23 protein-coding genes, 4 pseudogenes and 1 riboswitch are annotated in these 24705 nt (G+C 32.8%); of the genes and pseudogenes, 18 read left to right on the top strand and 9 right to left on the bottom strand.

Going from position 1 to position 24705, the window contains the following annotated elements:
* Positions 1-16: 16 nt before the first annotated feature.
* The 4 genes from ABLV95_RS11670 to ABLV95_RS11655 all read right to left on the bottom strand — a co-directional run bounded on the left by ABLV95_RS11670 (position 17) and on the right by ABLV95_RS11655 (position 3186).
* Positions 17-1153 (bottom strand): ROK family protein, encoded by a 1137-nt coding sequence (locus ABLV95_RS11670; protein WP_427705954.1) that lies wholly within the window; start codon positions 1151-1153, stop codon positions 17-19.
* A gap of 395 nt (positions 1154-1548) precedes the next feature.
* A complete protein-coding gene (locus tag ABLV95_RS11665) occupies positions 1549-2301 on the bottom strand; it encodes an amino acid transporter (RefSeq protein ID WP_460875763.1) in 753 nt (250 codons plus the stop codon).
* Between the two features lie 4 nt (positions 2302-2305).
* The gene (locus ABLV95_RS11660; RefSeq protein WP_460872132.1) at positions 2306-2905 is read right to left on the bottom strand and encodes an ATP-binding cassette domain-containing protein; all 600 of its coding nucleotides are present in this window, start codon (positions 2903-2905) and stop codon (positions 2306-2308) included.
* Positions 2902-3186 (bottom strand): ATP-binding cassette domain-containing protein, encoded by a 285-nt coding sequence (locus tag ABLV95_RS11655; protein WP_460875761.1) that lies wholly within the window; start codon positions 3184-3186, stop codon positions 2902-2904. Before ABLV95_RS11655 ends, ABLV95_RS11660 begins: the two co-directional genes overlap by 4 nt.
* Positions 3187-3712: 526 nt before the next feature.
* On the opposite strand from ABLV95_RS11655, the gene ABLV95_RS11650 reads away from it, so the two are divergent.
* From ABLV95_RS11650 to ABLV95_RS11580, 15 genes and pseudogenes are all read left to right on the top strand, one after another.
* Positions 3713-5026 carry a YhgE/Pip family protein gene (locus tag ABLV95_RS11650; RefSeq protein ID WP_460875758.1) on the top strand — a complete coding sequence of 438 codons (1314 nt, stop codon included), beginning with the start codon at positions 3713-3715 and terminating at the stop codon, positions 5024-5026.
* A gap of 148 nt (positions 5027-5174) precedes the next feature.
* Entirely contained in the window at positions 5175-5402 is a 228-nt protein-coding gene (locus ABLV95_RS11645; protein WP_460875756.1) for a hypothetical protein, read from the top strand.
* A 22-nt stretch (positions 5403-5424) separates the two neighbouring features.
* The gene (locus ABLV95_RS11640) at positions 5425-5637 is read left to right on the top strand and encodes a hypothetical protein (RefSeq protein WP_460875754.1); all 213 of its coding nucleotides are present in this window, start codon (positions 5425-5427) and stop codon (positions 5635-5637) included.
* 156 nt (positions 5638-5793) lie between these two features.
* Entirely contained in the window at positions 5794-6348 is a 555-nt protein-coding gene (locus tag ABLV95_RS11635; RefSeq protein WP_460872129.1) for a DUF4064 domain-containing protein, read from the top strand.
* A 198-nt stretch (positions 6349-6546) separates the two neighbouring features.
* Positions 6547-6669, top strand: coding sequence for a hypothetical protein (locus ABLV95_RS11630; RefSeq protein WP_460872128.1), 123 nt, complete (start codon positions 6547-6549; stop codon positions 6667-6669).
* A 411-nt stretch (positions 6670-7080) separates the two neighbouring features.
* Positions 7081-8004: an AEC family transporter gene (locus tag ABLV95_RS11625; RefSeq protein ID WP_427705961.1), complete on the top strand. Its 924-nt coding sequence runs from the start codon at positions 7081-7083 to the stop codon at positions 8002-8004.
* 168 nt (positions 8005-8172) lie between these two features.
* Positions 8173-9669 carry a xylulokinase gene (xylB, locus tag ABLV95_RS11620; RefSeq protein WP_427705963.1) on the top strand — a complete coding sequence of 499 codons (1497 nt, stop codon included), beginning with the start codon at positions 8173-8175 and terminating at the stop codon, positions 9667-9669.
* Between the two features lie 164 nt (positions 9670-9833).
* Positions 9834-9942, top strand: a riboswitch (TPP riboswitch).
* A 68-nt stretch (positions 9943-10010) separates the two neighbouring features.
* Complete coding sequence (locus ABLV95_RS11615) at positions 10011-10595, top strand: thiamine phosphate synthase (RefSeq protein ID WP_427708192.1); 585 nt, start codon at positions 10011-10013, stop codon at positions 10593-10595.
* Positions 10588-11713: pseudogene (locus ABLV95_RS11610) on the top strand (NAD(P)/FAD-dependent oxidoreductase). Before ABLV95_RS11615 ends, ABLV95_RS11610 begins: the two are co-directional and overlap by 8 nt.
* Positions 11691-11891 carry a sulfur carrier protein ThiS gene (thiS, locus tag ABLV95_RS11605; RefSeq protein WP_069832732.1) on the top strand — a complete coding sequence of 67 codons (201 nt, stop codon included), beginning with the start codon at positions 11691-11693 and terminating at the stop codon, positions 11889-11891. The pseudogene ABLV95_RS11610 and the gene thiS overlap by 23 nt, the downstream one beginning before the upstream one ends.
* 1 nt (position 11892) lies before the next feature.
* On the top strand, positions 11893-12660 hold the full coding sequence (locus tag ABLV95_RS11600) for a thiazole synthase (protein ID WP_427705969.1): 768 nt from the start codon (positions 11893-11895) through the stop codon (positions 12658-12660).
* Positions 12657-13658, top strand: coding sequence for a ThiF family adenylyltransferase (locus tag ABLV95_RS11595; protein WP_427705971.1), 1002 nt, complete (start codon positions 12657-12659; stop codon positions 13656-13658). Before ABLV95_RS11600 ends, ABLV95_RS11595 begins: the two co-directional genes overlap by 4 nt.
* Before the next feature lie 156 nt (positions 13659-13814).
* Positions 13815-15666, top strand: a pseudogene (gene nrdD, locus ABLV95_RS11590) (anaerobic ribonucleoside-triphosphate reductase).
* Complete coding sequence (nrdG, locus tag ABLV95_RS11585; protein ID WP_427705973.1) at positions 15663-16199, top strand: anaerobic ribonucleoside-triphosphate reductase activating protein; 537 nt, start codon at positions 15663-15665, stop codon at positions 16197-16199. The pseudogene nrdD and the gene nrdG overlap by 4 nt, the downstream one beginning before the upstream one ends.
* 150 nt (positions 16200-16349) lie before the next feature.
* On the top strand, positions 16350-17333 hold the full coding sequence (locus ABLV95_RS11580) for a choloylglycine hydrolase family protein (protein ID WP_427705975.1): 984 nt from the start codon (positions 16350-16352) through the stop codon (positions 17331-17333).
* Between the two features lie 141 nt (positions 17334-17474).
* Here the strand turns inward: ABLV95_RS11580 and ABLV95_RS11575 are convergent, their stop codons facing one another.
* The 5 genes and pseudogenes from ABLV95_RS11575 to ABLV95_RS11555 form a co-directional block, all read right to left on the bottom strand.
* A complete protein-coding gene (locus ABLV95_RS11575; protein ID WP_427705977.1) occupies positions 17475-18041 on the bottom strand; it encodes an NADPH-dependent FMN reductase in 567 nt (188 codons plus the stop codon).
* 10 nt (positions 18042-18051) lie between these two features.
* Positions 18052-18303 carry a hypothetical protein gene (locus ABLV95_RS11570; RefSeq protein WP_460875750.1) on the bottom strand — a complete coding sequence of 84 codons (252 nt, stop codon included), beginning with the start codon at positions 18301-18303 and terminating at the stop codon, positions 18052-18054.
* A 25-nt stretch (positions 18304-18328) separates the two neighbouring features.
* Positions 18329-19100: pseudogene (locus ABLV95_RS11565) on the bottom strand (LLM class flavin-dependent oxidoreductase).
* 28 nt (positions 19101-19128) lie between these two features.
* Positions 19129-20056 (bottom strand): annotated as a pseudogene (locus ABLV95_RS11560) (VOC family protein).
* 255 nt (positions 20057-20311) lie between these two features.
* The gene (locus ABLV95_RS11555) at positions 20312-20938 is read right to left on the bottom strand and encodes a GntR family transcriptional regulator (protein WP_460872125.1); all 627 of its coding nucleotides are present in this window, start codon (positions 20936-20938) and stop codon (positions 20312-20314) included.
* A gap of 106 nt (positions 20939-21044) precedes the next feature.
* Here ABLV95_RS11555 and ABLV95_RS11550 point away from each other — a divergent pair, with 106 nt between their 5' ends.
* The 3 genes from ABLV95_RS11550 to ABLV95_RS11540 are packed head-to-tail and all read left to right on the top strand — an operon-like array spanning position 21045 to position 24694.
* Positions 21045-21920, top strand: a complete 876-nt coding sequence (locus tag ABLV95_RS11550; protein WP_460875748.1) for an NAD(P)-binding domain-containing protein — start codon at positions 21045-21047, stop codon at positions 21918-21920.
* 13 nt (positions 21921-21933) lie between these two features.
* Positions 21934-23316 carry a four-carbon acid sugar kinase family protein gene (locus ABLV95_RS11545; RefSeq protein ID WP_460875747.1) on the top strand — a complete coding sequence of 461 codons (1383 nt, stop codon included), beginning with the start codon at positions 21934-21936 and terminating at the stop codon, positions 23314-23316.
* A 16-nt stretch (positions 23317-23332) separates the two neighbouring features.
* Entirely contained in the window at positions 23333-24694 is a 1362-nt protein-coding gene (locus ABLV95_RS11540) for a gluconate:H+ symporter (protein ID WP_427705985.1), read from the top strand.
* The last annotated feature ends 11 nt before the right edge of the window (positions 24695-24705 follow it).

Genomic DNA, 24705 nt, shown 5'->3' with positions numbered 1-24705 from the left:
AAAAGGGTGTGTTTGTTTAGTTAGATTTTAATTGAATATCATCAATGTTTAATAATTTCTGCATAATTGCGATTGAGCCACCTAATAAGGTTGCGTGTTTCACATTCGTAGTAAGGTTGAGTTGTACGGAGTGAGTCGAATATTGATCTAGCTGTGTTTTAATCGAATCTAAAATAACAGGTAATTCATTGATTAATGTGCAGTTAACATAAATCATATCCGGATTAAATTGTGTATTTAAATTGTGAACTAATACTGCAATTTTGGTCGTAAAATATTCGATTTCTTGAATAACAATATCGTTATGTTGATGGTAAAGTTCAATAAGTTCTGGAAGTGATATATTTCGTTCAAATTGATTACTAATACTTTGAATTAATGCTTCTTGGGAGCAAATATTTTCAATTGTGTTGTATGTTTCACCGCTTTGAAGTACGAGCGTTTTACCGATTTCTCCAGCTTCGCCATTAGAGCCACGATATAATTTTTTATCGATGATTAAACCTGCACCAATGCCTTTGTGAATACTTAGAGCAATTAAATTTCTCATTTCTGAATTACTATGGATGCTTCTTTCATAAATTGCTGATAAGTTTGCTTCGTTTTCAATAATTACTGGAACTTGAGTCAGTGATCTTAACTCATCTGTAATGGAAATACCTTCACTTTCATGGAAGGGAAGGTGAATAATAGCTTGATTGTGATCTACAATACCGTGAATTGAGACAGACATACCCAACAAGCCATAGGAAGTATCATAACTTTCAGAAGTAGGTATATTTGTTTTTAATATAGCCAAGATACTACTCACTTTTTTGTCAGGTAAGTTATATGATTCATGTTTTAACACGGTACCATCAAAATAATTGTACATTAATTCTACAGAGCTATATGTTAAATCCATAGAAATATAATAACCATAATTTTTATTGATTTTTAGGAGGATTGGTTTGCGTCCGCCGCTTTTCGTACTATTACCTTCGCCCACTTCAATGACTAAGGATTTCTTTTTCAAAGCGTTTAATATATTAGAAATAGTAGCTTTATTGATTTCTAAATTCTTAGATATTTGAGTGCGTGAAATATTATGATTGTTGAAGATTTGTTTTAATACGCGTCTTTCGTTCATACTGATTTTTAAATTATTTTCCATTTTTTATTACCTCATATAAGTTTAAACAGGGTTTAAATGCGATTTTTGTCTAATATTACAACAGTGTAACACATTGCTCCAAAGTTATAGATTATAGATAAAGTTATGTTAGCGAGTAATATTAGTGATACATGTCTTATATTATATATTATAGTAGAGAGATTTAAAAAATGGTAATTGAAGATAAGATAAAACACAAAAATCATCTAAACATTTAAATGTTTAGATGATTTTATAGTGTCGACAAGATCTCCGACTTTGTTGGCAATCATTATATGCACTGCACGCTTTCCACAGGCACAGTCTGTAGTATCCAGTTAGTGATTTGAGCCGGCCCAAATCACTGTCATTCTTTAAAATATATTATAACCAATTATTCATTGTGATGTTTTAAGTTAATATTCTAAGCGTTTGAACAGTTTTAAACCTGCGAGATAACATACGATAGAGTAAACGAGTGTTATTAAAATAATAATTACGAGTTTAGTAAAGAATTCATTGATATTATTTGCTTCTTCATAGCTGTTAGGAAAGAAGTATTTAAATCCATGAATGAGCGGGGCAGCAGACATTATCATTAATAATATCACCACGCCAAGTATGTTAAAACCTGTTGAGAGTTTCATAGATAACATGATTCCAAAGAAAACAGCTATTAATGTAATCCCATAGATACCTATAATGCCTAAAATATCACTGTAGTTAATACTCGCAGAAGATGATAAAAAATCTCCCGAAGCATAATTGAATTTAATAATGTATGTAAAATATAAAACTTGAGAAGCAATGAACAATAGGATGAAATAAATAACATACATAGATAATAAAGCAGCTATTTTAGAGTTATAGAGATATGTACGGCTAATATCTTTATAAAAAATTAAACGACCAGATTCATATTCTTCATAAAAAAGAAAACTAATAAAATATGTAACTAAAATTAATGGTACAGCAAATTGTGATTGAGCAACTAAAACGCCATAATAGAAATCTAGTCCGGTGAGTCCATTTGTTTCTCCATTAATTTGCATAAAGTTAGTAGGGAGGATGAGTGTAATTAAATATAAAAATGGATAAAGTGCAATTAAGTAAAAAATTAAAGCTGAATTGCGAGTGGATATATTACAAAATATATGTTTAGTAAGCATTTTCTCACTGCCTTTCAAATTCATCATAATGGTGATACAAATTATCTTGTTCGCTGACTGTATTTACTAATGTGTAATGATTAACTACATATTTCATAATATCGTTATACTCCGCAGAATCGATTTCAATAGAAATTTCATTCATAGAAATATTTTTGATTGTTGTAAATAGGTCTAATAATTCTTGTCTATGCTCAGGATAAATTTGTTCCTTAACTACAATTTTTAAAGCTTGGTCTTTGTTGTAATCAATATGATGAAGTTTGCCATTTTTTATAATCACGAATTTATCACAAACCTCGGATAATTCATTTAACTGGTGACTTGAAATAAGAAGCGCAATGTTTCTTTCTTCCACCCATGTTCTTAAAGCGCTAATGAGCGTTTTAACACCGTCAGGATCGAGACCAACAAATGGCTCATCCATAATTGCTAATTCAGGTTCATCTAGTAAACACATCGCCAAAGATAACCTTTGTTTCATACCAAAGGAAAAGTCTTTCACTTTTTTATTTTTAGTATGTGCAAGTCCAACAAGTTCTAGAACATTATCGATATTATCAAGATATTTTTCCTTATTATTTACTTTTAAGTAGTAAATCAAATTTTTTTAGCGGAAAAGTGTTTGAAATAAACTGTATCAATCATAATGCCTACGTTTTTCATAACGTTATTATTTTTAAAAATATCTATACCATTTAAAGTGATAGATCCTGAAGTTGGTTTTTTAGACTTAGCAATAATTTTCATTAATGTAGTCTTACCAGCGCCATTTTTACCGATTAATCCAATAATATCGCCTTTATTAATCGTTAAAGAAATACCATCAAGCACATTAAATTCAGAATCTTTAAAGCGTTTATAAAGATTATCTATTTCAAGCATAATTACTACCTCCCTTTGTATAATAAAAATATCAGGTTTCATGATATTGAGAATAAAAGATAAAATTAAGTTTACTTAACTAGTATTAATCTATAAATAACACGTTTAAGGTTTATATTATATTTAATATAATGAATATATAAGGGGTGGTCAATATATATAAATACATATTTTATGAACAAATTATGTATGATGAATGCAATTAATTTACCAAATTTATATATTTTTCAGAATAAAACGCAACCTAGAAATATCAATATGTACTTCTATTAAACTGAGCTAAGTTACCATAGAGATATTTTTATATTTCGCTAATATTTTATGATTGACAAGTTATTTTCAAGAGCGTATTATATAAAAATGTACATGGGGTGTACTGTATAAATAAAAACACGCCACATATTGAAAAAATGGACGAATTCAAGGATTAACACGCTCCATAACGTAATATTTATAGCGTTTGGGATTATTTTCAAACTAATAGTACATGGGGTGTACATTTTTAAAAAAGAAAGGTAGATAGTAAATGTTTAATGAATTTAAATTTATATTTAGAAATAAAATGTTGATTGTATCTCTTATAGCCATAGCGCTTATCCCTCTAATTTATGTGGCACTATTTGTAGGCTCAATTTGGGACCCTTATGATAAGACAGATCAATTGGAAATATCTATTGTAAATCAAGACGAATCAGCCAAATTAAATGGTGAAAAAATAACAATTGGCGATGATTTGGTAGATGAATTAAAAGATAATGAGGATTTTAAATTCCAAACAGTTTCCGAGAAAAAAGCTGCACATGAATTGGAAAAAGGTAATAGTGTCGGAACAATTATTGTACCTAAAGACGCATCTAAAAATGCAACGACATTATTAGATGAAAATCCTAAAAAAATTAATTTAGAAACGCAAGTTAATCCGGGATCAAGTTACACGGGTAGTCAAACTGCTCAGAAAGCAATTGATACAGTAACAGACACAATTAAAGATGACATTCGTGAAAATTACTTAACTGAAATATTTGAGAGTACGAAAAAATCACAAGATGGTTATCAAGATACATCTGACGCACTTGGCGAAATGTCTAATGCAGAGTCACAATTAATTGATGGTAATCAGCAAGTCAGTGATGGCTTACAACAATTAGTCCCAGCCGTAGGTCAACCCGCACAGCAATTATTATCAGGTAATGACCAAGTTACTGATGGTTTAAATCAATTACAGGAAAATAATAATCAATTACAAGCTAAGTTAGATGAAGCAATCACGAGTCAGCAAGATGTTTCACTTGAAGATGACAATGAAAAAGCATTAAATAATGTGACAAAAACAAATGAAAATAATCCTACTGAGGCTGGCAATTATGGCGAAACAATTGTACCTTATATGGCGAGTGTAAGTTTATTTGTTGGAGCAGTGTCATTTAGTGCGATTTATCCTTTGAGAAAAACATTAAACAAAGGTGTTTCCTCAACTAAACAAGCGCTTGGTAAGCTATTACTTTATCTACTACAAGGTAGTTTATCAGCATTGTTTATGAGTAGCTGGGTTATATTTGCATTCAACATGTCGATTGACAACGTAGGACATTTCCTATTAGTGAGCTTCTTATGGGCTATTGCCGCAATAACGATTACGTCATTCTTAGCGTTATTCTTGGATAGAATTGGATTATTCTTATCCATGTTATTACTCATATTACAATTGAGTTCAAGTGAAGGTATGTTCCCAATTGAACTTTCAGACAGTTTCTTTAGATGGATTCATCCATTTTCTCCAATGTCCTATGCGATTCAAGGATATAGAGAAGCAATCTTTACCAATGCTCGGACACTTTGACTTTAGTTTCATTGTAATACTATTAAGTGCTATTATTATTGGAATGATATTATTACAATTCTTAGTGCTATTATGGTTTAACAAGAGAGAAAAAGTTCCGTTTTCAGTGGAATTTAAGTAAAGCTAAAGCAATATAGGGGTGAAAAGTATGGAAAATGAAAACATCAATCAAACGATAGAAGAAGCCATTACCAAATTTCAGTTTGTTATGTTGCATTTAAATAAAGAAATTGTAGAAATGATAAAGGAAACAGGTTTAGGTAATTTTCTATCAAGAGAACAAATTGAAGCAATGAGAATAATACAAACTGAAGGTAAAGTGACGATTAATGAACTTGCAATGTTGCAAAATATATTTAAAACGGCAGACTTCTAAACGTATCGTTAAATTAGAAGAAATGGGCTACGTTGAAAGAGCCTATACAGATAATAAACGTATTAAATTAGTTAAACTCAGTACAGAAGGGGAGACTTTTTTAAAAAAGGCAAATTCAGTTATGATTGAAGCTGTTAAAGAACGTATAGGTGACAAATTCACAACAGATGAAGTACATGAGTTTGTAGACCAATTGGCAAGACTTAATGACGCATTTAAAGCACATAAAAACTGATGAAAAAGGCTCGTATACAATGCGAGCCTTTTTTGTTATTTTATTATTTATCATTTCAAACATATTTTGTTTAGAATGAATAGACTTAAATATTAACAATTAGTATAATTAGCATTGTAATTGAAGCGAATAAATAGAAATAGGAGGCGCACGATTATGATAAAAAGAACAACTGAACGCGTACTCACATGGATAGGTATTGCATTGCAATTAATTGGTGTAGTACTTATCGCAGTTTTCATACCAATGATAGGTAACAATGAGGTAAAAGAAACAGTCATTCAACAAATGATGGCAGATGATCCAAGCTTCTCATATGAAGATGGTACAAATATCTTCGGTATGTTGAGTAGTTTATTAACAGCAGGTTTGGTTTTATCTATAGTAATTTTAATCATTGCAATCATTGGAGCTATTCTAATAAATAAAAAAGCTAAAGCAACAGGCATCTTACTTATTCTAGTAGGTGTTATTTCATTCTTAGGAAACTGGATAAATGCGGTATTATGGATTGTTGCAGGTGTTATGTTATTAGTAAGAAAACCAAAACAACCGATTCATGGCGATGGTGAAATGTATAATGACAATAAGCAAGACGCAGTGAATGAGCCATATGAAAGATCTAACTCTAATCAAGATCAAGATTTAAAAGACTTTGATGATTTAGATGGAAAACCGAAACAAGAGCAAAATGATCCATACAAATACTAATTAAACTCGATAATTAAATAAACCAAAAACAAACTAGGTTTCCATATGATTGGAAATCTAGTTTTTCAAATTACAAATATTATAGTCATATTCACATTCATAAAACCGTAAAAAATATGTTATATTTTAATAAAGAACTATTCTATTAAATTAATTGTTATCAGGGCTATTTTCTGATATTAAAATGGGGTGAAAAATATGATGATGGTAATTGGAATGCTATTACCTATTTTGGTAGTTGGATTTATAGTGATGTCAGTGTTAGAAGAGAAAAAAGAAATCGCAAAAAATAATATATTAAGTATTGGAAAGAAACACTAATCTTAGAATGCTTAATTACAAAATAGAGCTAATTTCTTCGTGAAATCAGCAATTTAATTGAAGGTTAGGCTTACCTCTGAGTGAAGGAAGACTAGTGGAAGTCTAATTCTCGACTCAATATGTGGAAATTATAGCGTTTTAGCTATTCAAAGTTCCAGATGACCAAGTTAAAAAGAGTCTGGATTTCAGAAGCCTAAAAATGAAATTCCATACATAAAATATTTATAAAACAACGGATTGTTTAACGTGAAACAATTTGTTGTTTTATTTTTTTACGTAAATGTAAGGATGAAAAAAGATTTTATTAGTCAGACAAACGGTAAATTAATTAATATTCTGCTATGATAAACTATAATAATTAATTTATATAAGTCTAATTCATATATGATTTTGAACAAAGGGGGGCATATAATGAGTGAAATGTTGTATATTTTACAAACTGTACTTTTACCTATTTTTATCATGATTTTTTTAGGATTTATTTTACAAAAGAAATTCACTTTAGATTTAAAAACACTAGCTAAATTAAATATATATGTGTTTGTTCCAGGTTTTATATTTGTGAAGTTTTATAAAACAGACTTTGCTATAAAGCTTTTATTTTACATAGTTATTTTCTTTATTTTGTATATGATCGTCCTATATGTCATTGGTAAACTGTTGTCTACTATTCGTAAAACAGATAAAGGGGAAGCTACAACGCTGACGAATAGTATTCTGTTTTTCAATTCAGGTAATTACGGCGTTCCAGTTAATGATTTAGTTTTTAAGGGCGATCCATTGGCTATGTCTGTGCAGGTTATTGTGTTGTCATTACAAAATATATTCACTTTTTCATACGGGATTTTTGCGATTCAGTCATTGCAAATTGGGAAATTAAAGGCGCTACTTGGATATTTTAAAATGCCAGTTTTATACGCTTTGGTGTTAGCTATTATTTTAAATTATAATAATGTGCCAATCCCAGAATTTATTTGGACGCCAGCAAATTACGTAGCGGATGCAATGATTGCTATTGCGTTATTATTGCTAGGTGCTCAAATTGCGAATATTAAATTCAGCTTTAAATGGTCAATTTCTTATATTTATATATTTGTGAGATTAGTTATTGGCCCACTCATTGCTTTAGTGATTATTAAGTTACTTGGTTTAGAAGGCGTGATTGCACAAACATTATTTATTGCTTCTGCTATGCCAACATCGGTAAATAGTTCAGTTATTGCACAAGAATATGATAACCATCCAGAACTTGCTGCACAATTGGTCTTTTTATCAACATTACTAAGTGCAGTAACAGTAGTCATCGTCATCTATTTTTCTAGAATTCTATTTTAAATATCTAGTCAACATTTTGGGGGCCGGAATACGAAATCAAATTTTGATTTCTGTTCCGTTCCCTTTTTTTTAGAATTTTGATTTTTTTATCGAACGTGTTATAAATAGGTCGTATATCACATATTACGAAATAAAAATTTAAAATCTATTTATAAAGGACCGATTAAATTGACTGATGCAGTGTTAGGTATCGATATTGGAACAAGCTCCGTTAAAGTAATAGCAGTAAATAGACAAGGTAAAGTTTTACAGAGTGCAAGCGAATCTCTAGATATCATACAGCCACAAAATGGGTTTAATGAGCAACATCCAGAAGCGTGGTTTGAAGCAACTAAACAATGTATTAAGCGATTAATGGTGACAGATGAAGTTAAGTATATGCATATTAGCGGACTATCACTTTCAGGACAAATGCATAGTTTAGTGATATTGGACGATAATGACGAACCACTAAGAAATGCCATTCTTTGGAACGATACAAGGACTACACCGCAATGTGAAGTTATTAAAGAAAAACTAGGTGATTATGTGTTAGATAATCCTGTATTAGAAGGTTTTACACTTACGAAATTATTATGGATAAAGGAAAATGAACCTGAACATTGGCGCAATACTAAAGTATTTTTATTACCTAAGGATTATGTTCGATTCAAATTAACTGGCAAGTTAAATATGGAATATTCAGATGCCTCGAGTACATTATTATTTGATCATAAGTGCAAAGCTTGGGATGAAAATATTGGTAAACAATTTGGTGTTCATAATATTTACCCTGAACTTGTAGCTTCACATAAATTAGTAGGCTATATGGACGACAAGATAGCAAAAGAACTCGGACTAAATGCGCAAGTGGCTGTTATAGCAGGCGGTGGTGATAATGCATGTGGAGCGCTTGGTGCGGGAATGATTAAAACGAATGAAACACTCTGCAGTATTGGCACTTCAGGCGTGGTTTTATCATGTGAAAGTGAAAAACATACGGAATATCGCCGAAATATGCATTACTTTAATCATGCATTAGAAGATATGTCTTATGTTATGGGCGTGACACTTGCCGCAGGAGACAGTTTGCAGTGGTTACGCCGAAATATATTAGGACATTTAAGCTATGATGAAATTATTACTGTGGCAAGCCAATCACAGGTTGGCAGTAATGGATTATTATTCACACCCTATCTATCGGGAGAACGTACGCCACATGGGGACTCCAACATTAGAGGGAGCTTTATAGGTTTAAGCGCCTTACACAGTAGAGGTGACATGGCACGGGCAGTTATTGAAGGTATAACTTTTTCTTTATTCGAGTCGATAAAGTATTTACGCGATTGTGGTAAAGATATTCAACATATCGTGTCTATCGGTGGCGGTGCAAAAAGCGACTTTTGGTTGCAATTACAAGCGGATATATTTAATACTGAAATTAGTAAATTGAAATATGAAGAAGGACCTTGTATGGGTGCGGCAATCTTGGCTGTATATGGTCTAGGATGGTATGAAAGTATCGAAGCGGCTACAAAGCAATTTATACGTTATGAAAAATCTTTTAAACCAGATAGTGAGAAGCACAAACAATATATGCTGTATTTTGATTTATATCAAAGTGTATACCGACAAACTCAAAGCCTTACAGCTGGTTTACTAAAAATTTCTAAAGCTAAAACATAGTTACAAGTTGAATTATTTAAAAATAAGTAATAGTATCGACTTTAACACTTAGAAATCAACTTAAATTATAATACCACTTGAAATAATCAATGGAATAGGTTAAGTTGTATGTAATAATTCTTCAACACATATTTAATAATTATTATAAAAAATCAAATAGCTTAAATAACCACTGGAAGTGCCTTGCATAAGGCTGAGACCGAAGTAGTAACTTGGGAATTCCTTGAACCTGATCCAGTTTGTACTGGCGTAGGAAAGTGGCGTTATAAACATGCGAATTCGTTAATCCAACGTCATTTTTCTTACCAGAAAAATGACGTTTTTTATTTGGAGTGAAAACATTGTTTATAGCAATTACACAGTATAAGTATTTAAATTCAGTAGACATTAAGCAGTATATCAATATAGCGCAGTTTATAGACTATTTAATTATCAGAACACCAATGGAGACGACTGAATTGATTGATTGGGTTAATTTGCTTAGCCAATCCGGCTTTCCTAAAAGTAAAATAATTATTCATGACAATTTAACTGTATTAACACGATGCAAGTTACGTGCGATTCATTTTAAAGAAAAAGATGAACGCATAGCGGATTTTAAATGTAATCATCCTGACATCCAAGTCAGTATGTCTACACACGACACAAAACATATAGCGCAAGCAGAAGCATTACAGTTAGCTTTTGTCTTATATGGACATATTTTTAAAACCAGTTCTAAACCGAATCAACATCCAAGAACAGAAAATGAAATAAATAAAGCGTTAAAATTCAATATCCCAATTATCGCGTTAGGTGGTATCAATACACAAACTTTAAAAGAGCTACCTAATGGATTCAAAGGCATTGCAGGGATTTCCATTTTTGCGCAACAAAACATAAATGAAATCAAACAGCTGAAGGAGGCTTGGAAGACGTATGTATGATGTCATAATCATTGGCTCCGGTGTAATGGGTATGTCAATCGCAAGAGAATTAAGTAAATCAGATATCAAAATTGCTGTGATAGATCGTGATATACCAGGGAAACATGCTTCATTTAAAGCTGGAGGAATGCTTGGTGCTCAAAATGAATTTACTGAAGACAGTGATTTGTTTCATATAGCGCGAGAGGCTCAAGAAATGTTCGAGCCACTGAGGGATAGTTTGCTAGATGAAGTAGGCCTAGATATTGAATATCTGGATAGTGGTTTAATTAAACTCGCAAGTAGTATTGATGATAACCCAAGTGTTGAAAAGCAATACAAATTTCTGCATCAATACAACCGAGCTGTGGAATTATTGCCTGCAAAGTCACTGAAACAAAGAACGAATGGCAACGTAATATCAGACAATTTATCCGCGATGTATATACCGAATGATAATCAAATCAATGCCAATAAGTACACGAAAGCATTATTAAAATCGTTAGAACAACGAGGCATTCATCGTATTTACAACACAGAAGTTAGTGAAATAACACCATTAAATCCGGGCTATCGTGTGGTAACGCATACAGATGTGTTAACTGCGGAAAAGGTAATGGTCGCTCGGAGGAGCTTGGAGTGGGAAATTATTGAGCCACTACATGCCAAACAGTAGTGTTACAGGAGTTAAAGGTGAAGTGTTACTTGTAGAGCATCCCAATCTGTCTTTAGAAACAACGTTATTTACTACAAATGGTTGTTACGTTGTTCCGAAAATGAAAAATCGTTATTTAATTGGAGCTACAAGTTACTTTGATGATTATTCAGTAGGCGTCTCGCAATTAGGGAAAAAATGGTTGTTACAACAGGCTACGACGCATATTCCTAAATTAAGAGCAGGTAAATTAATCAATCAATGGTCAGGCGTTAGACCTTATACCTCAGGTGAAAAACCCATTATGGATGAAGTAGCTAAACATTTATTTATTATTTCAGGACATTATCGCAATGGCATTTTATTATCACCTTACGTTGGAAAATGGATGAGCAATTGGATTCAGTATGATCGTAAGCCGGAACAATTTGCAGATTTTATAATTGAAAGGGGTAAGACCAATGAAGTGCATTATAAATGGTGACAACTTTACTTTTGATAAGACATTAAGTATTCAGGAAGTGATTCAAGAACTAGATTTGGATGAAACACGTATGATTGTGGAACATAATGACCAATTAATTCAGCGAGAACAGTTTTCAAAGCATAAGGTTACGGATGAAGATCGTTTGGAATTATTAGAATTTGTAGGAGGCGGATAACATGTTCAATATAGGAGAATTTAAGTTGAATTCAAGATTATTATTAGGTACAGGGAAATTTGATAGTGAAGCAATACAAACGGAAGCAATCGAGGCTTCCGGGACAGAGGTTTTGACCTTTGCAGTACGTCGAATGAATTTATACGATAAAAATTTACCCAATCCATTAGCGAAAGTAGACTTAACTAAATTCATTACTTTTCCTAATACTGCAGGTGCCAAATCAGCAGAAGAAGCAGTCCGCATAGCTGAAATCGCAAATCATGCGGGTGTCTGTGACATGATTAAAGTAGAAGTTATAGGAGACGATGAAACATTATTGCCCGACCCTTTAGAAACGTATAAAGCTTGTGAAATCTTGTTAGATAAAGGTTATACAGTTTGTCCTTATATTTCTAATGATGTGGTATTAGCAAAACGATTAGAAGATTTAGGTGTGCATGCCATTATGCCACTCGCATCACCGATAGGCACGGGCAGAGGTATTAATAATCCTTTGAATTTACGTTATATTATCGAAAAAGTAAATGTTCCTGTCATAGTTGATGCGGGTATCGGTTCTCCTAAAGATGTCTGTCATGCAATGGAACTCGGTGCAGATGGTATCCTACTTAATACGGCAATATCTAGTGCACAAAATCCAGTGAAAATGGCCGAAGCAATGAAATTAGGTATTAATGCGGGTAGGTTGAGTTATGAAGCGGGAAGAATACCAGTGAAATACACAGCACAAGCTTCGAGTCCTACTGAAGGTATAGGATTCCTATGACACAACGCTATGATCGACAAATGCGTTATGAAGCATTTGGTAAATATGGACAAGCACAATTGCAACAGACACATGTCATGATCATGGGCGCAGGTGCGCTTGGAAGCCAATGTGCAGAGTTGCTAACTCGAATGGGTGTTGGTCAGCTCACCATTATCGATATGGATATTGTAGAACAATCCAATTTACACAGACAGGCTACTTATGTTGAAGCAGATGCCACGCAAATGCTGCCTAAAGTAGAAGCGTTAAAAGTGCATCTTGGACAAATTAATAGTGAAGTTCAAGTACAGGCGTTATATCAAGAGATTACAAATACAAATATTGAAGTATTACTCTGTCAACATCAACCTGACATTGTTCTAGATGGAATGGATCATTTTGCGATTAGATATTTGATTAATGAAGTTTGTCATAAATTAGGTGTGCCATGGATTTATGGTGCAGCTGTAGGCAGTAAGGGCACAGTATATGCTATTGATTATCAGGGGCCATGCTTAAAATGTATGCTTGGTACAACGCCATCTACAGGGGAAAGTTGCGCAATAAATGGTGTGCTTCCTCCAGTAATTCACCAAGTGGCAAGCATGGAAGTCTCAGAGTTATTAAGGTGGCTGTCTGGAAAAGGTTTTTCTAAAAAATTAACAACGATGGATTGCTTTACGATGCAATATAAAACACTCAATATAGATTCATTAAAAAATAGTAACTGCCCTATCTGTAACGAAGGAAATTATGAATATCTCAACATGGCTCAACCAAATTCTATTGAAAAACAGTGCGGTAATGTATTTCTACTGAGATTTACTCCTCAAATATTTAAATATACAGATTTACTTCCAGTGAAAGTTATGAAAAGTAATCATTTCGCTAAAATGATAGCTTATCGAGATTATCAAATAACGCTATTTAAAGACGGCAGAATGAACGTGTATGGTATTGAAAATGAAGACCAAGCAGTAGCATTATATGAAGAATTTCTAAAATGCTTAAAGTGATAAATGAGTTAATGCATTTATTGCAAAAACAAACTAAAGTTCATGAAATGTTTAAAAATATATGACAAATTCGTTAACGTAGATGTTCATATTTGAATCACTATATATAGTGTTATAAATTAAAATAAAACGCAATATATAGTAAAGAGGGATAACGTGAATAAACTTGAAACGAATTTAAAAAATCTTATTACTAAAGATCCTACAGTAGTTAATGAAAATGCCAATAAAGATAGTTCTACTTTTTCAACAATGAGAGATTTAACAGCGGGGGTCGTTTCTAAATCATATGCACTGGACTATTTACTTCCAAAGCATGTGGCTGAAGCACATAAACAGGGAGATATTCATTTTCATGATCTAGATTATCATCCTTTTCAACCGCTAACGAATTGTTGCTTAATTGATGCTGAAAGTATGCTAGAAGATGGTTTTCAAATAGGTAACGCAACAGTGACTTCACCGAAATCGATTCAAACAGCATCTGCGCAGTTAGTACAGATTATTGCGAATGTATCGAGTAGTCAGTATGGTGGTTGCACGATTGATAGAGTAGATGAATTGTTAAGTAAGTACGCTCAATTTAATGAGCAAAAACACCGCAAAGTTGCAGAAAAATTTGTGCATGCGGCGGATATTGATACATATGTGGATAATCAAGTGACACAAGATATAGGTGATGCTATTGAGAGCTTAGAGTATGAAATAAATACTTTATATACATCTAATGGACAGACACCGTTTGTAACACTTGGTTTTGGACTCGGTTTAGATAAATATAGCCGTAAAATTCAGCAAGCAATTTTTCAAACGCGTATTAAAGGCTTAGGTAAAGACCGCATTACCGCAATTTTTCCTAAATTAGTATTTTCCATTAAAAAAGGCGTGAATTTCAGCGAATCAGATCCTAATTATGACATTAAACAACTTGCTTTAAAATGTTCTACAAAGCGTATGTACCCAGATATTTTAAATTATGATAAAACTGTTGAATTACTAGGTGATTTCAAAGCGCCGATGGGATGTCGTTCATTTTTACCAAGCATGGAAAAATGAAGCAGGTGAATATGAAAATAATGGTAGATGTAATCTTGGAGTAGTAACACTCAATGTACCACGTATTGCATTAGAATCTGATGGTGATATAGAACTATTTTGGAAATTATTCCATGAACGTATGAATATCATGCATGATGCGTTAGTGTATCGTTTAGAGCGAATAGCAGAAGCAACACCTGATAATGCTCCTATTTTATATAAAAATGGCGCATTTAAGCATCGCTTAACAGACAATGATAATGTGATGGACCTATTTAAAGGTCAACGTGCAACATTATCTATGGGTTATATCGGTTTATATGAAGCGGCTACAGTATTCTTTGGTCCGAATTGGGAAAGTAAATCCAAAGGTAAAGCATTTACGTTAGCTATTTTAAAAGCTATGAAAATTTATCAACTGCGTTGGACAGAAAAATACGATGTGTGGTTCAGCATCTATAGTACACCGAGCGAATCTTTAACAGATAGATTTTGCAGATTAGATCGAGAAAAATTTGGGGATGTTGCTGATATTACAGATAAAGGTTACTACCAAAATTCATTCCATTATGATGTACGTAAAGACATTACACCATTTAAGAAAATTGATTTTGAAAAAGATTATCCTGTATATGCAAGCGGTGGGTATATTCACTATTGCGAATATCCAAAGCTCAATCATAATTTGAAAGCTTTGGAAGCGGTGTGGGATTATTCCTATGACAAGGTGAGTTATCTAGGGACGAATATTCCTATAGACCATTGTCGTAAATGTGATTTTAAAGGAGATTTCAAAACAACGGCTAAAGGTTATCAATGCCCTGAATGTGGTAATGATGACCCAACAACTGTAGATGTCGTTAAACGAACTTGCGGTTATTTAGGCAATCCTGTACAACGGCCGACAATTGAAGGTCGACATAAAGAAATGTGTGCACGCGTTAAGCACTTGAAAGATACGACATTATGAAAATCTTAGAAATCACTAAGGGACAAGGTTATATTGCCAAAATAGAAGCGCAGAGTTTTGTTGATGGCGAAGGGGTGAGATGCAGTATGTATGTTTCTGGTTGTCCTTTTGCCTGTGAAAATTGCTATAACAAAGCTGCTCAAAATTTTAGATACGGAGAGCGTTTTAATGACCCGATTTTAGAAGAAATTATGAATTATTGCGAACCAGATTATTTTTCAGGTTTAAGCATTTTAGGTGGCGAACCTTTCTGTAATGTAGATATTACTTTAAAATGTGCCCAAGTATTGAGGCAACGTTTTGGTAATTCCAAATCGTTATGGGTATGGACAGGATTTTTATATGAATATTTAGTTCAAGATACTGCTGAGAGAAGGGCATTACTTGAGCTCATTGATGTATTAGTAGATGGGCCTTTTATCAATCATTTGTTTCAACCGAACTTACCTTATAAAGGTTCATTAAATCAACGCATTATTGATGTACCAACTTCATTGAGCACAGGCAAACGATGCGAATATATTACGAATTAAAAAAGAACTTAGTTTTTAATATTTTAACTCGGTTACGCAAGCGAATTAGTATTAATATAGTAAGAAGTTTCCTAATATGGAGAGGAACAAGAAACTGAATGTAATCACTATAGATAGAGATTGAGCATAGCGTAAAGGAGTAGATTATGAATGTGTACAGGATTTTCATTCTTATCAAAAAGTAACCAGGCGATTTTAGGACGTACAATGGATTTTGTTTATCATTTGGACGGACAACCCGCAGTACAACCACGTCATTTTTATTGGGAATCGCGTGTTGGATATAAAGGTGAGACGTTGTATGGTTTTATCGGAGCAGGCAGTGATATGGCAGGCTTTGTATTTGGAGACGGCGTGAATGAACACGGCGTGGGTGCTTCCGTACAGTACTTTAGAGGTTATGCATCGTATGCCTCTGAAGTACGAGAAGGCTTTATAAATATTAGCCAAAATGAAATTATTACATGGATACTTGGCTATAATAAAGATATTGAGGATTTAATCGAAAATGCTAAATCAGTCAATGTAGTAGCGCATGTAGTAAACGAAATTGCAGAAGTTCCACCACTGCATTACCACATTTCTGATGATACAGGCAGATCTGTCGAACTTACCTTTCAAGATGGTCGTGTCATCATAAATGAAAATCCAATCGGTGTATTAACGAATAACCCAGATTTAAATTGGCACTATGAAAATTTAAGAAATTATACAAATATTACGCCTCATAAACCACAGGAAAGTACATTTATGGGGCAACCGCTAAAATCCTTAGGAAATGAAGGGGGCACTTATGGGTTGCCAGGTGGCTATACAGCACCAGAGCGATTCGTGCGTACTGCATTTTTTAAAAATTATCTTATAAACAGTGACAAACCTGAGTATGATGTATTAGATGCTTTCAAATTATTAGATGGCATTAGTATTCCTAAAGGTGCTGTGCTTGATGAAAATGGAGAATTGCATTATACCCTTTACCAAACTGTGTTCAATTTAACAACACGCACAATGTATGTTAAATGGTACGATACAAACCAAATAACTGAATTGCAATTAACTGAAGACCTCATCACAAAAAAAGATATTACAGTTTTTGAAACAGCTAAAGGTTTAGTTACCAATAAATTGAATTAATAACACATTGATTATAATGATGAAAGATTAAAAAATACGGAGAGACGATGATATTTATCGTTTCTCCGTATTTTTATAAAAACACAACAATTTTATAATTAAAAATTAGCGTACTTAAGTTTAATTCGTGAAATTCACACATTAAAAGTCATACTGGTCATTTTCTTCTTCTATTATTTGTGAATACACTTTGGCGACGCGTAATGTTGATGTTGCTAATTCATCTATTCTAAATAAGATATCATCATTTACAATCGTACCTTGTGAGAAATCACGTTCTTCTATAAAGACATAAGTTTGAATAATGTGTGCCTTCATATAACCTAATATTGGTTTTAATTGTGTTTCAGGAATTAAATAATGCTTAGGCGAACCGGCCGTGGCTATGATTCCGATAACTTTATCTCTAAAAGCGTTAACAGGAAGTAGATCAAATACGTTTTTTAAAGTGCCAGGAATGGAAGCTTGGAATATTGGGAAACCAATAAAAATAATATCGGCTTGCATTAAGGCAGTAGTGAATTCTAAAGTATCGCCTGAATAATCTAAATAATTGCGACCATCACTAAATGACAAATTCAAATTTTTTAAATCAAAGAATTGAATTTCATGTTCTTCATATTGATGAGAAATTGCTTCGTTTAAATATGTCATAGCTGTACTTGTTTTTGAACCGACAGTTGAACCGGATAGAATTACGATCTTCATACTAAGTCACCTACTTTTTCAGATGTTTTTTGACTCCAGGTATAATTTCATTACCGATAAGTTCGATATTTTTCATGATTTTATCGAAAGGTACACCACCAAAATCAATTTGGGCCATAAACCTTTGATGATTATATAGTTCATGTTGGTAAAGTATTTTTTCAATGATTTGCTGAGGGCTTCCTACCATTAGAGCATCTCTATAATCAGGTGTATTTGCAAATTGTTGTTTTGGATAACCAGTACCTCTTATAAACGACATACCGACATTAATATGAGGGTAAAATTCACGTAAAGCTCGCTTGGGTTGTATCAGCAGTATAGAATAAACTTGCTGTAGAAACAGGTAATGCTTCTGCAGAATTGTCAAAGCCATATTCTTTGGCAGTTAAACGGTATTCGTCTATAGCATTTTTAAATGCCATTGCCGGACCACCTAAAGTTGTAATCATCATTGGAATACCTTGACGACCAGCCTTGATGGCACTAGCAACAGGGCCACCTACCGCTCTCCAAATGGGTAACACATTATCAACAGGCCTTGGATAAATTTCTATGTTATTTAAGTCAGGTCTGAACTTACCAGACCAAGTAATTTTATTTGTTTTATTAAGCTCTAAAAGTAAATTTAATTTCTCTTCATAAAGTTCGTCGTAGTCATTTAAATCTAAACCAAATAAATCAAATATACCAGTGCGTGATGCTCTTCCCGCTACGATTTCTGCGCGACCGTGAGAAATAAGGTCTAGTGTTGCAAAGTCTTCAAAAACTCTAACTGGATCAGCAAGCACTAATAATAGAGGATGAACTAGAGATTTTAATCGTATTTGTTGCTTGTGCGATTGCACCTAAAATAACAGTGTGTGCTTGTGTAGTAAAATGTTCTTGATGGCTTTCACCAACGCCGAAAACATTGATACCTGCTTGTTCAGCTAATTGACTCGCTTCGATTAATTCTTGTATACGTTTTTCAGAACTTACTTTTTCACCTTTATGAGGATTAAGTAAGTGGTCTCCAAGTGAATAAAGACCAAATTCTAATGGGGTGTTTTCATTCATTTTTAATTTAGCCATATCGTATCATCCTTTATAAATCATGTAGTTTAGACTCTATTTCTGTTCTTTGGTTTTCCATAAAATCTGGCAAATTGAGTTGTTTTCCTAGGTTTTCAATATCTGTATCAACCGTGAATCCAGGTGAGGCAGTTGCAAATTCATACATAATACTATTATGTCGATAATAAAGAGATTTGAAAAAGTAGCGGTCTATAATACCACTATTATTTCCTGGGTTATGATTGATTGTATTTAATACGGCTTCTAAATTTGAATCTTTTGGTGTGTTCACGGCGATATGATGTACATATCCTTGACCAGGACGCGCACGTTCCCCTTGTTGTTCAATAACTACAAAATCAGTATACAAACCTTCTTGATCTAATGTCATAACTGTTTCGTCAGTGTCTTGACGAAGTGCGTAATTTAATTCGTTTTTTAAAAAATCGATGGTTGGTTGAGCTTTACGTACTCTAAGCTCAACGGGTCCCATACCTAATATTTGATGTTGTACAGGAACATCCGTATAAGGATTTTTTCTCCAAGTTGTGGGGATTTTATAATCATCGTTAACAAGCAATACGATTTCTAGATTATCGACATCTTTAAATAATAGTGCTCGGCTGATTTAAATATGTCATATCAGTTGTCGTAATATTAGCATCTGTGAGACGTGACTTGAAATAAGATAGTGCGACTTCATTTGGAACAAGTAGTGATAAACGATGTATAGAATTTGTACCAGGACGATTCTTACCTACATTTGGAATTTCAAAAAAACTTAGTAACGTACCGACAGAGCCAATTTCATCACCGAAAAATAAGTGATACATAGTTGGATTATCTTGGTTCACAGATTTTTCAACCAAGCGTAATCCTAATATTTGAGTGTAGAAGTCTTTGTTTATTTGAGCATCTTTTGTATACATTGAAATGTGATGATGACCGACAATATTCATATGTGTACCCCCGCATTATGATAATTTCTAGTTTTAATACTCATTACCTATTTAAAAGAAAATAAACCGATGTAGTATAAAAAGTATACTAGTTATCTATAATATATGTCGAAAGTGGAAAAAAGCAATAACTGTGAACTATTATAAGTATACATAGTTTTCATTTAGTTATATTAGTTCTAGAAATCTATAATTAGTCGAAATAAAAATAGGCATGGATACATTGAATTACTATGTATCTATGCCTATTTGATGTTATTCAGTTTTTTTAAAATCTAAATAATAGAGACTGAATTCTAAATCATTTTTAAGATGTGTTTCTAATAATTCAACAGCTAAATCTATGTCTCTGTTAAATAGTGCCGCAACAATTTCCTTATGTTCTTCGATTAATCCAGGACGGCGTTGATTAATCACAGTTTGACTAAATAGATAGATAAAACTTTTATATTTTTGATACGTATCGAGTATAAATTGATTATTTGTAGCTGCAATAATCTTTTGATGGAACTTGTCATTCGTTTCAATAATTTGAGATTCAGATTCTTTATCGATATTTATTTCGGCATACTTATTTAATTCTTCTAAATCTTCTTTTGTGTATACTACTGTCGCTTTTCTTAATGCATAGGTTTCTAATAAAATACGCATTTCAAAAATTTGTCTATATTCTTCACTTGTTGGCATGAAAATATAAGAGTTTTTAATAAAATATTCTAATTCTAGTTGTTTCAAAGCCTCGCGTATAGGTGTTCTGCTTACATCATACTTCTTAGCAAGTTTAGCTTCTGTAATCTTTTCATCTTTTTTTAATTCACCAGAAATAATATCATTTCTAATCTTTTGATAAACAGTTAATTCATTAGTGTTCAATTTCTTCACCTCATTATAATAAGTGTACTATAAATAATTCTTTGAATAAATGTATACATTTTAACCGTTCTAGTATACAATAATGTTTGTAAACGTTTTCAGGAGGGTGTAATTTATGAAAATAGGATTTATTGGTCTCGGTATAATGGGAAAACCAATGGTTAAGCATTACTTGAAAGAGAATGTAACGGTTCTCGTTAATGATTTAAATAAAGAAGCAGAAGCAGAAGTTATTAATGAGGGGGCACAAGCAGTATCTGTAAAACAAATGGCTCAAGAAGTAGATCACATTATTACTTCATTACCTAATGGTGAAATTGTAAAAGCAGTTTTATATAGTGGAAAAGATGCAATTTTAAATCAGTCAGATATTAGTGTTCAGACAGTTGTTGATACAAGTTCGTTAACGCCAAATGAGTCGTTAGAGATAAGTAAAGTTTTGAAAGAAAAGCAAATTAAATATATAGACGCACCTGTAAGTGGCGGTGAGCCATTAGCAATTACTGGTGAACTCTCAGTCATGATTGGTTGTGATGAATCAGATTTAGAAATCGTTCAGAGCGTTCTAAAACCAATTGCAAAATCTGTGATAAGAGTCGGTGATGTTGGTGCGGGAAGTGTTGTTAAATTAGCGAATCAAATTATAGTAAATACAAATATCGCAACACTTTCTGAAGCAGTTGTACTTGCGAAAAAATTTGATATTGACTTAGAAAGTATGCATGAGGCAATTAAAGGCGGCCTTGCAGGTTCAAATGTTATGGAAGCAAAATTTCCTAAGATGATTGAAGAAGATTATCAACCTGGTGGCACACTTAATATAAACCTGAAAGATATGAAGAATGTAAGTTCGACAGCAGATACAGTTGGACTTACATTACCTTTAGCAAACCAAGTCAAAGAAATATATAAATCAGAAGTAGCCCAAGGGAATGGCGCAAATGATCATTCTGGTATTATAAAATATTTTGAAAAAATTAATAATATATAAATGAGGTGAGAAAGTGCTAACTGAAGATATAATTAACCAAAAAAACAATGACGAGATTGATAAGCAGTTAGATGACTTTAAATATAAAATCATAGTTTTGGATGATGATCCAACTGGTACACAAACAGTTAAAGACTTACCTGTGTATACAGATTGGTCGGAAGATTTAATTGAAGATGGATTTAAGCAAGAGAATCATATGTTTTATATATTAACTAATTCTAGAGCATTGAATGAACAAGAAACGACAAAATTGCATCAGGAGATTAGTCGAAATATAGAATTGGTTTCTCGACGTTTAGACTACCCGTTTATTGTAATTAGTAGGGGTGATTCCACTCTAAGAGGTCACTTTTACCTAGAACCTAAGGTCTTAAGTGAAGCTTCAGAACAAGCATTTGATGCGGTGTTTTATTTACCGGAATTTTTTGAAGGTGAGAGGTATACATATAACGGCGTCCATTATCTTAAAGAAGATGGGAGATATACCCCTGTTTCTGAAAGTGAATTTGCCAATGATACTACATTTGGTTTTGAATCCCAAACGATGGCAGATTTTATAGAAGAGAAGAGTTCTGGTGACGTTAAAGCTGAAAATGTACACCACATTACACTATCTCAAATAAGAGAAAGAAATAAGGAAAGTATATTACAAACATTTCACGAAGTATCAAACTTTGATGCAGTAGTGGTAGATGCATTGAATGATGAAGATATGGATTATTTTGTCTCTTGTTTAACTGCATTTTTAGCGAATGATGATAAGAAATTTATGTTTAGAACAGCGACGTCCTTTGTGAAATCGATGTGTCAGACTCCAGGTGAAATCATTAACCTAAATCAATTTAGTAATAATAACCATGGTGGTTTGATTATCGTTGGATCACATGTGAAGAAAACATCATTACAATTACATCATTTACTAAATAATACGCATATCAATCCAATTGAATTTGATGTTAAGTCAGTTACTAAAGCAGATTTAAACATATATATAGATAAAAGAATTCAAGAAGTAGAAGATTTAATTAAAAATAGTAAAGATGTGGTTGTGTATACTTCTAGAGATGTTATAAAAACTGAAGATTTAACAAATAATTTAGGGATTTCTACAAACATTTCAAATGCTTTGGTAGAAATTGTAAGGGGCTTAAGCATAAAACCAAAGTTTATTATTGCAAAAGGCGGAATAACTTCTAGTGATGTTGCAACTAAAGGCTTGGAAATTAAAAAAGCACAAGTAATTGGGCAAATAACACAGGGCGTACCTGTGTGGATGACTGGTGAAGAAGCAAAATATTCTAATATGCCTTATGTTATTTTCCCGGGAAATATTGGTAGTACTAATACGTTAACCAATGTATACAAAATGAACAGTAGTATAAAAGAGAATTAGAAGGTAGGGAGATAAAATGATGGGAGAAATGTGGCCATTAATTGCTGTAGTAATAGGGGTACTTATATTATTAATGTTAATTATTTGGCTTAAATTAAATACATTTATTGCATTAATCATTACTTCAATGGTAACAGGTATATTGCTAGGTATGCCTTTAGACACGATTGTCACAACTATTGAAAAAGGTATGGGCGATACTTTAGGGCATATTGCCATTATCTTTGGTCTAGGGTCCATTTTAGGAAAACTGTTATCTGACGGTGGTGGTGCAACACGTATTGCAGACACACTTATAAACGTTTTTGGTGAAAAATATGTGACATGGGCTATGATTATTGCTTCATTTATTATTGGTATTTCATTATTTTTAGAAGTAGCATTTGTATTATTAATTCCATTAGTATTTACATTAGCAAAAAGAATGGAAATCTCAAATTTAAAAGTCGGATTACCAATGGCAACATCAATTGCTATAACACATGGATTTTTACCACCTCATCCAGGTCCTGTAGCGATTTCTGAAGCTGTTAATGCAAATATTGGTTATGTGTTAATGTATGGAATTATTATTGGAATTCCATTAGCAATTATTGTTGGCGGAACATTTCCTATAATTGCACATAAGCTGACACCAGAAGCTTTTAAAAGAGAAGGAAATCAAGTAGCAGTTGGAGAAATGAAGGAATACGATCAAGATCAATTACCTAGTTTTGGTATTAGTCTACTAACAGCACTTGCGCCAGTTATATTGATGTTATTGGCGACAGTGGTACAACTCATTACGGGTAATGATGATGGTAATGCCAAAGGATTTGAAGGTTTTATTTACTTTATTGGTACTTCTGTAACTGCAATGCTTATCGCTGTGTTGTTTGCGATATATACAATGGGAATTAGACGTAATCAAACAATGAAGGAAATTATGGACACTGTTTCTAACGCAATTACACCAATTGCTATGTTAATACTTATCATTGGTGGTGGTGGGACGTTCAAACAAATATTAATTGATGGTGGCGTTGGTGACACTATATCAGAAATATTTAAAGGCACAGAAATGTCACCAATCGTTCTTGCATGGCTAGCTGCTGCTTTATTACGTACAGCATTAGGCTCCACGACAGTAGCGGCGATATCTTCAGTAGGAATTGTATTACCTTTATTACAAACTGCAGATGTGAATATCTCTTTAGTAGTATTAGCAATTGGAGCAGGGAGTATTTTCTGTTCACATGTTAATGATGCAGGTTTCTGGATGTTCAAAGAATACTTTGGCTTAACTATGAAAGAAACATTTTTAACATGGACACTACTAGAGTCTATATTATCTGTGGTAGGTCTTATTTTAATATTAATCACAAATTTAATTATATGATTTTAATTATT

The organism is Staphylococcus sp. Mo2-1, from assembly GCF_046721385.1.
Classification (GTDB): Bacteria; Bacillota; Bacilli; order Staphylococcales; family Staphylococcaceae; genus Staphylococcus; species Staphylococcus equorum_A.
The sequence above is the reverse complement of the archived record's forward strand: the minus strand, read 5'-3'. Positions and strand labels throughout refer to the sequence as shown.

Excerpts from the sequence above, each read along its gene's own strand:
- ABLV95_RS11670 (WP_427705954.1), bottom strand. The coding sequence starts at position 1,153 with ATGGAAAATAATTTAAAAATCAGTATGAACGAAAGACGCGTATTAAAA.
- ABLV95_RS11665 (WP_460875763.1), bottom strand. The coding sequence starts at position 2,301 with ATGCTTACTAAACATATATTTTGTAATATATCCACTCGCAATTCAGCT.
- ABLV95_RS11655 (WP_460875761.1), bottom strand. The coding sequence starts at position 3,186 with ATGCTTGAAATAGATAATCTTTATAAACGCTTTAAAGATTCTGAATTT.
- ABLV95_RS11650 (WP_460875758.1), top strand. The coding sequence starts at position 3,713 with ATGTTTAATGAATTTAAATTTATATTTAGAAATAAAATGTTGATTGTA.
- ABLV95_RS11645 (WP_460875756.1), top strand. The coding sequence starts at position 5,175 with ATGGAAAATGAAAACATCAATCAAACGATAGAAGAAGCCATTACCAAA.
- ABLV95_RS11640 (WP_460875754.1), top strand. The coding sequence starts at position 5,425 with ATGGGCTACGTTGAAAGAGCCTATACAGATAATAAACGTATTAAATTA.
- ABLV95_RS11635 (WP_460872129.1), top strand. The coding sequence starts at position 5,794 with ATGATAAAAAGAACAACTGAACGCGTACTCACATGGATAGGTATTGCA.
- ABLV95_RS11630 (WP_460872128.1), top strand. The coding sequence starts at position 6,547 with ATGATGATGGTAATTGGAATGCTATTACCTATTTTGGTAGTTGGATTT.
- ABLV95_RS11625 (WP_427705961.1), top strand. The coding sequence starts at position 7,081 with ATGAGTGAAATGTTGTATATTTTACAAACTGTACTTTTACCTATTTTT.
- thiS (WP_069832732.1), top strand. The coding sequence starts at position 11,691 with ATGAAGTGCATTATAAATGGTGACAACTTTACTTTTGATAAGACATTA.
- ABLV95_RS11600 (WP_427705969.1), top strand. The coding sequence starts at position 11,893 with ATGTTCAATATAGGAGAATTTAAGTTGAATTCAAGATTATTATTAGGT.
- ABLV95_RS11595 (WP_427705971.1), top strand. The coding sequence starts at position 12,657 with ATGACACAACGCTATGATCGACAAATGCGTTATGAAGCATTTGGTAAA.
- nrdG (WP_427705973.1), top strand. The coding sequence starts at position 15,663 with ATGAAAATCTTAGAAATCACTAAGGGACAAGGTTATATTGCCAAAATA.
- ABLV95_RS11580 (WP_427705975.1), top strand. The coding sequence starts at position 16,350 with ATGTGTACAGGATTTTCATTCTTATCAAAAAGTAACCAGGCGATTTTA.
- ABLV95_RS11575 (WP_427705977.1), bottom strand. The coding sequence starts at position 18,041 with ATGAAGATCGTAATTCTATCCGGTTCAACTGTCGGTTCAAAAACAAGT.
- ABLV95_RS11570 (WP_460875750.1), bottom strand. The coding sequence starts at position 18,303 with ATGTCGTTTATAAGAGGTACTGGTTATCCAAAACAACAATTTGCAAAT.
- ABLV95_RS11550 (WP_460875748.1), top strand. The coding sequence starts at position 21,045 with ATGAAAATAGGATTTATTGGTCTCGGTATAATGGGAAAACCAATGGTT.
- ABLV95_RS11540 (WP_427705985.1), top strand. The coding sequence starts at position 23,333 with ATGATGGGAGAAATGTGGCCATTAATTGCTGTAGTAATAGGGGTACTT.